Genomic DNA, 4,701 nt, shown 5'->3' on the forward strand with positions numbered 1-4,701 from the left:
GAGCGCCGCGAGCTCGATCGCCGCGAGCTGTACGTCGGCATGACCCGCGCGCGCGACGGGCTGTGGGTGGGTTTCCTAGGGAATGTATGATATTTCGTGCAGGCTGCTGAAACCTGTACCGATCATTCCAAGGGGGATTGCATGAGCAATGAGGCACTCGCAGCGTGGTTCGGGGTGGCGGTGACGCTCGCCATCTCCATCTGCAGCCTGCTGATCGCGCAGCGTGCTGACCGCGCAGCCCGAAGTGACCGGGACGAGCGAGAGGCGGCGCGCGTCAGCGCGTGGGTCTCGTTCGTCTTCTCCAACCTCGACCAGAGCGACAAGTCGCACTGGAAGAACGTCCTCGTCATCCGCAACGCTTCGGACGCCGTGATCCACGAGGTCGAAGCCACTGCGGTGATGAACGGCGAGAAGGAAGTGACGTTCTCCGCCAAGGTGTGCCCTCCGGGCCAGTCCTACGCCGAGTGGATCTTCCCGACGAAGCGCGAGCACAAGGCGCGTGCCTGGTCGCTGCTCTCCGGCTGTTCCGAGCTCGAGCGAAACGACATGGGCATGAGACCCTTCACCGTCGTCGATCGATGGACTCTGGTCTCCATGTCCTTCACGGACGCGCTCGGCAAGCGGTGGAAGTACGTCGCAGGGCGAGGAGTCGTGGCTGCCTGAGCGGTCACCTCACCACACCAACCCGAGGCACTCCGCGCGCAGCAACGAGCGAGCAGCACCCGAAGACATGGGCACGATCACCATGACGGCGCCTCAGCGCTCACAGGTTCGCAACGCGCCCGCTGAAGGAACGCGGGATCGCCCTGCGTGCACCCGCACGGGAGGCGCGACTCGCGTTCGACGACTCCTGGGACGCGATCCGCGCCTCCAGTCCACTGCGGTCCTCGCGTTTCTCGCGCTCCTCCTGGGAGGACGAGATCAAGCACGTCATCAACGGCCGCGGCCTGACGCGCTTCGAGCAGTACGCCGATCTGTCGCATGTCGGGCGGAAGCACGCGCTGCACGTGGAGACGCGACAGGCGGCGTGGGACCGCTACGAGGCATACTCGCGCGGGCTGCTTGAGCGGCGCGCACACGGCTGGGAGGACATCGTCCTGCTCGCGCGCGATGCGATCGCGTCGGTGCCGCTCGAGCGGTACGACGCTGTGATCGTCGACGAGGCGCAGGGCCTGTCGTGCGCCATGGTGTCGCTGACGGAGCGCCGCCACAACCGGAGACCGCGCAGCTGAGCTCGTCCGACAGGGCGTACGACACCGATCTCTCCTCACCGGCAGCGGACGGCCGGCTCGTGCTCCGACCGATATGTCAGTTGCTGCTAGGCTCTGTTCGTCGTCAACGATCGATCATGAGGGGAAGATCTACAGTGTCGCGGGGAACACTTCAGTACGACAGCACGGCGCTGCACTCGCTCTGGAGCGAGCTGCGGGCGGTGAAGTCCGAGTTCGACCGTGCAGACAAGCACTCAGGCACGGCCGCTGACGCGGTCGGTCATGCGGCTCTCGCTGACCGGATCAGGTCATTCTCGAGCGGGTGGGACGGCATGCGTGATCAGTTGAGTGAAGCAATTGCGGGTCTGGCGGACACGGCCTCCGAGCTGGACGAGGCATTCGACAAGTCCTAACGCGAACTCGCCAAGTCGATCGCGGGAGATGCGCAGTGAGCCCCGCGCAGCAAATCGAGGGCGATCCATCGGCAGTGCGGGCAATGGCCGATCACTACCGCACGATCGCCGCCGACATCCGCAGCGCCTCCGACACGCTCTCGCGCATGGACACCGCTGGCACATCGAGTGACGCCATCGACGCGTTCGTGAAGAAGGCCGGGGACCTCGCGACGAAACTCCGCAAGGCGGAGGGGCGCTACCAGGACACCGGAGATGCTCTCGTCGACTACGCTGCCGCACTCGAGACAGCGATCGACGACGCGGAGCGTGCTGCGGCGTCGAACGCCGCGACGGCGGACGAGTTGGAGTCGGCTGAACGCCTCGATCGGCACTACAGCGCGCTTGCGGAGCAAACAACGAGTCCTGACGACCTGCAACACTTCCAGGATCAGGCGACAGCGCAGCAGGAGCGCGCCGCCTCACTCCGAGCAGATGCTGCCCGAGCAACGGCTGCTCTCGAAGACGCACGTCGTGATCGCGACCGCGCAGCGGACATCGCGATCGCACGCATTGACGACGCGACCGAGGACGGCTTGCACGACAACGCCTGGAACGTCTTCCAGCACTGGATGAAGGAGAACGACGCCTGGCTGTCGAAGGTGAGCGACTACCTCGGATACATCGGTGCTGGCCTCGCGCTGGTCTCCCTGATCTTCCCGCCTCTCGCAATCGTCGCGGCAATCGCCGTGGGCGTGATGGCGCTCGGCGCTGCGGTCGATACAGCCCGCGCGGCCGCGGGAACCGGTTCGTGGACGAACGCACTGCTCTCGATCGCAGGTTGCTTCACGTTCGGTGCAGGATCCGCAGCCGCGAAGGCGATGTCGGCGGAGGCCAAGGGTGTGCTGTCGACCCGGGGCTTCGAACTAGCAGCCAACAGCAACCGCCCACGCGCGATGATGGCTGCCGTGCGTCGGACGTTCGCCCGCTCGCGGCCGAAGCTCGGCGACAAATCGCTGATCCGCGCGTTCGGTGATCCCGACATCGCACAGGTCATGAACTACACGGCGCGGTCCGTTCCCGGGCAGGTCGTCGGTGACGCTGTCCGACTCAACCAACTCGCAGGGAGAGCTCGAGCGTGGAGCGCGTTCAACTTCACCTTCGGGATGACATCGACCTCCGCGGGTGCGTTGGGACTCACGGATACCCTCGACTGGCGTTGGAGCCCGAGGTTGGGTACAGCGTGGTGAGCGATGACTCGACGATGAGCCGTTCGGAGCACATGTGGCATCCGGTCAGCATCCTCGTTCGCGTGGCCGTTGCGCTGCCAGCGTTCGTCGTCCTGGCGACTGGGATCTACTTGCTCACCGTGCTTCCGGAACGAATTAACGCCGACGACATGTGGCAGCAGCATTCAGGGTGGCCCGATCCCGTACCACCGGCATGGCCCTACTGGGTGGTGACGCTCGTTGCGCTCGTCGGACTCATCGGCAGCCTCGTGTGGAACGATCGGAGCATCCTCCGCGGAACTCCGGTTGTCGGGATCGCGCTGGCATTCGGCGCGTTCGTGACGTCAGTGTTCGGCACACGGTTCCCAGGAGTCGAAGCTTGCCCACACTCGGTGCTCTGGTGTGGAATCGCACTCGCCATCTTTTCGGTGGTGGCTTTCGTCGCGAGCGCTGTGGTGAACCGCAGCGCCACGAATGGGTTTGCGGTGGCGAAGTGACGCGCACTCCTGAGCGGTACAGCATCGCGGTACCCGCCGGAGGGGTTCGCTTGCAGGGGCGTACGGACCCTACGATCGCCGCCGAAACCGCAGTCAGTGAAGCGCTCAGTGCTGGCGCCCCGAAGAGTNGGTTGACGACCGAGGTCGGTTCGCAGCTCAGGGAGACGCTGCAGGCAGACACCTTGGGACTCGTCCTTGATTCGTACGTTCCAGCGGGCGGGATTCCCGGCACGGACATCTCGTGCAGCGTTGTCGTCGCAGCCGTCGAGGTCGACTCCGCCCCGAGCGGAGATCTGGATGAATTGCTCCTCGCGCAACTCGCCAAGCATCGAGGACAGATGCTCCAGGTGGCTGGTGCTCCCGCAGTCCGCTGGTGGGAGCACGAGCCAGCTGCTCCCGATTCCCTCCCGCAGCATGCCCGAAGCATCGGAGCACGAGTGGTCCTGACGAGGATTCCGCAGCGTTCGGACTTGTTGCTCATGCTGCGTCTCACCGTTGCCAGCGCGGCCGACGCGCCCGAGCACCAGGATGACATCGCTGGCGAGCAGATGGTCGTCGAAGCGCTCGGTGTCCTCTTCGACGCGATGTGCGCCTCAGTGCAGTGGCGCACGAACGACGGCGCGCACCTGGTCGTCGAACCAGATGGGACGATGTCGAGATGAACGGCGACCTCTCCTTCCAGTACGACCCGGACGCGTGGACGTTCATCCCGCGCGTCTGGCCGAACGACGAGTTCGGTCGGAGCGCTGCTCGATGGGCGAAGGCGGCCGCTCGTACCATCGAGAATCGTTCGCCGCGAACGACACGAGAGCACCGCGCTTGGCTGCGCGCCGCTCTGGAACGCTTTGCGACGATGCCGAACCCCGGAGAAGCAGCGCTCTACCTGTTCCTTCGTCAGGTCGGCGGTCCGTTCTTGACGCTGCAGGTCTTGCCGATCGAGGCAAGCAGCGATGCTCAACAGGCGGCGGCCGATCTACTGCGACTCGAAGATGCTGCCGGCTTGCGCCAGCCCGACGAGGTGCGCCCCCACACGGCCAAGGGCCTCGGCGTCGGCAGCCGGGGGACGTTCTCGACCGACGACGGCGAGGGCGGCGAACAGGTAGCCGTGGTGTGGGTCTTCCAATCGGGCGGGACGGACGTCCGGATCTCGACCGTCGCGAACTACCCGCAGAACCTCGCCGTCGTGGAACCCGAGATCGATGCGTTCATCGACGGCATCACCGTCATCGGCTGAGGATCCCCGCATCATCGAAGCCGACCCGTGCGGCTCCGATGATCGCTGCTCGATGGCCCTCGGGAGCAGGGAACCAGCGACAGCGGCCCTCCCGAGCAGAACGCCGTGATCGCGGTGCCCCCCGCCCCCCCCCCCCCC

The 4,701-nt window shown here is 65.8% G+C and carries 6 protein-coding genes; all 6 read left to right on the top strand.

What is annotated here, in order from left to right:
* The first annotated feature begins 96 nt into the window (after positions 1-96).
* The 6 genes from I5E_RS20120 to I5E_RS20155 all read left to right on the top strand — a co-directional run bounded on the left by I5E_RS20120 (position 97) and on the right by I5E_RS20155 (position 4,563).
* The gene (locus tag I5E_RS20120; RefSeq protein ID WP_148287070.1) at positions 97-663 is read left to right on the top strand and encodes a hypothetical protein; all 567 of its coding nucleotides are present in this window, start codon (positions 97-99) and stop codon (positions 661-663) included.
* Positions 664-1,007: 344 nt separating this feature from the next.
* Entirely contained in the window at positions 1,008-1,232 is a 225-nt protein-coding gene (locus I5E_RS20130) for a hypothetical protein (protein ID WP_022908565.1), read from the top strand.
* 427 nt (positions 1,233-1,659) lie between these two features.
* Positions 1,660-2,853: a putative T7SS-secreted protein gene (locus I5E_RS20140; RefSeq protein ID WP_148287071.1), complete on the top strand. Its 1,194-nt coding sequence runs from the start codon at positions 1,660-1,662 to the stop codon at positions 2,851-2,853.
* Positions 2,850-3,329: a hypothetical protein gene (locus tag I5E_RS20145; protein ID WP_148287072.1), complete on the top strand. Its 480-nt coding sequence runs from the start codon at positions 2,850-2,852 to the stop codon at positions 3,327-3,329. The genes I5E_RS20140 and I5E_RS20145 overlap by 4 nt, the downstream gene beginning before the upstream one ends.
* 131 nt (positions 3,330-3,460) lie before the next feature.
* Complete coding sequence (locus I5E_RS20150) at positions 3,461-3,991, top strand: hypothetical protein (protein ID WP_022908569.1); 531 nt, start codon at positions 3,461-3,463, stop codon at positions 3,989-3,991.
* A complete protein-coding gene (locus I5E_RS20155) occupies positions 3,988-4,563 on the top strand; it encodes a hypothetical protein (protein ID WP_022908570.1) in 576 nt (191 codons plus the stop codon). The genes I5E_RS20150 and I5E_RS20155 overlap by 4 nt, the downstream gene beginning before the upstream one ends.
* Positions 4,564-4,701 lie beyond the last annotated feature (138 nt).

Origin of the sequence: Curtobacterium sp. B18, from assembly GCF_000333375.1 — a bacterium.
GTDB lineage: Bacteria > Actinomycetota > Actinomycetes > Actinomycetales > Microbacteriaceae > Curtobacterium.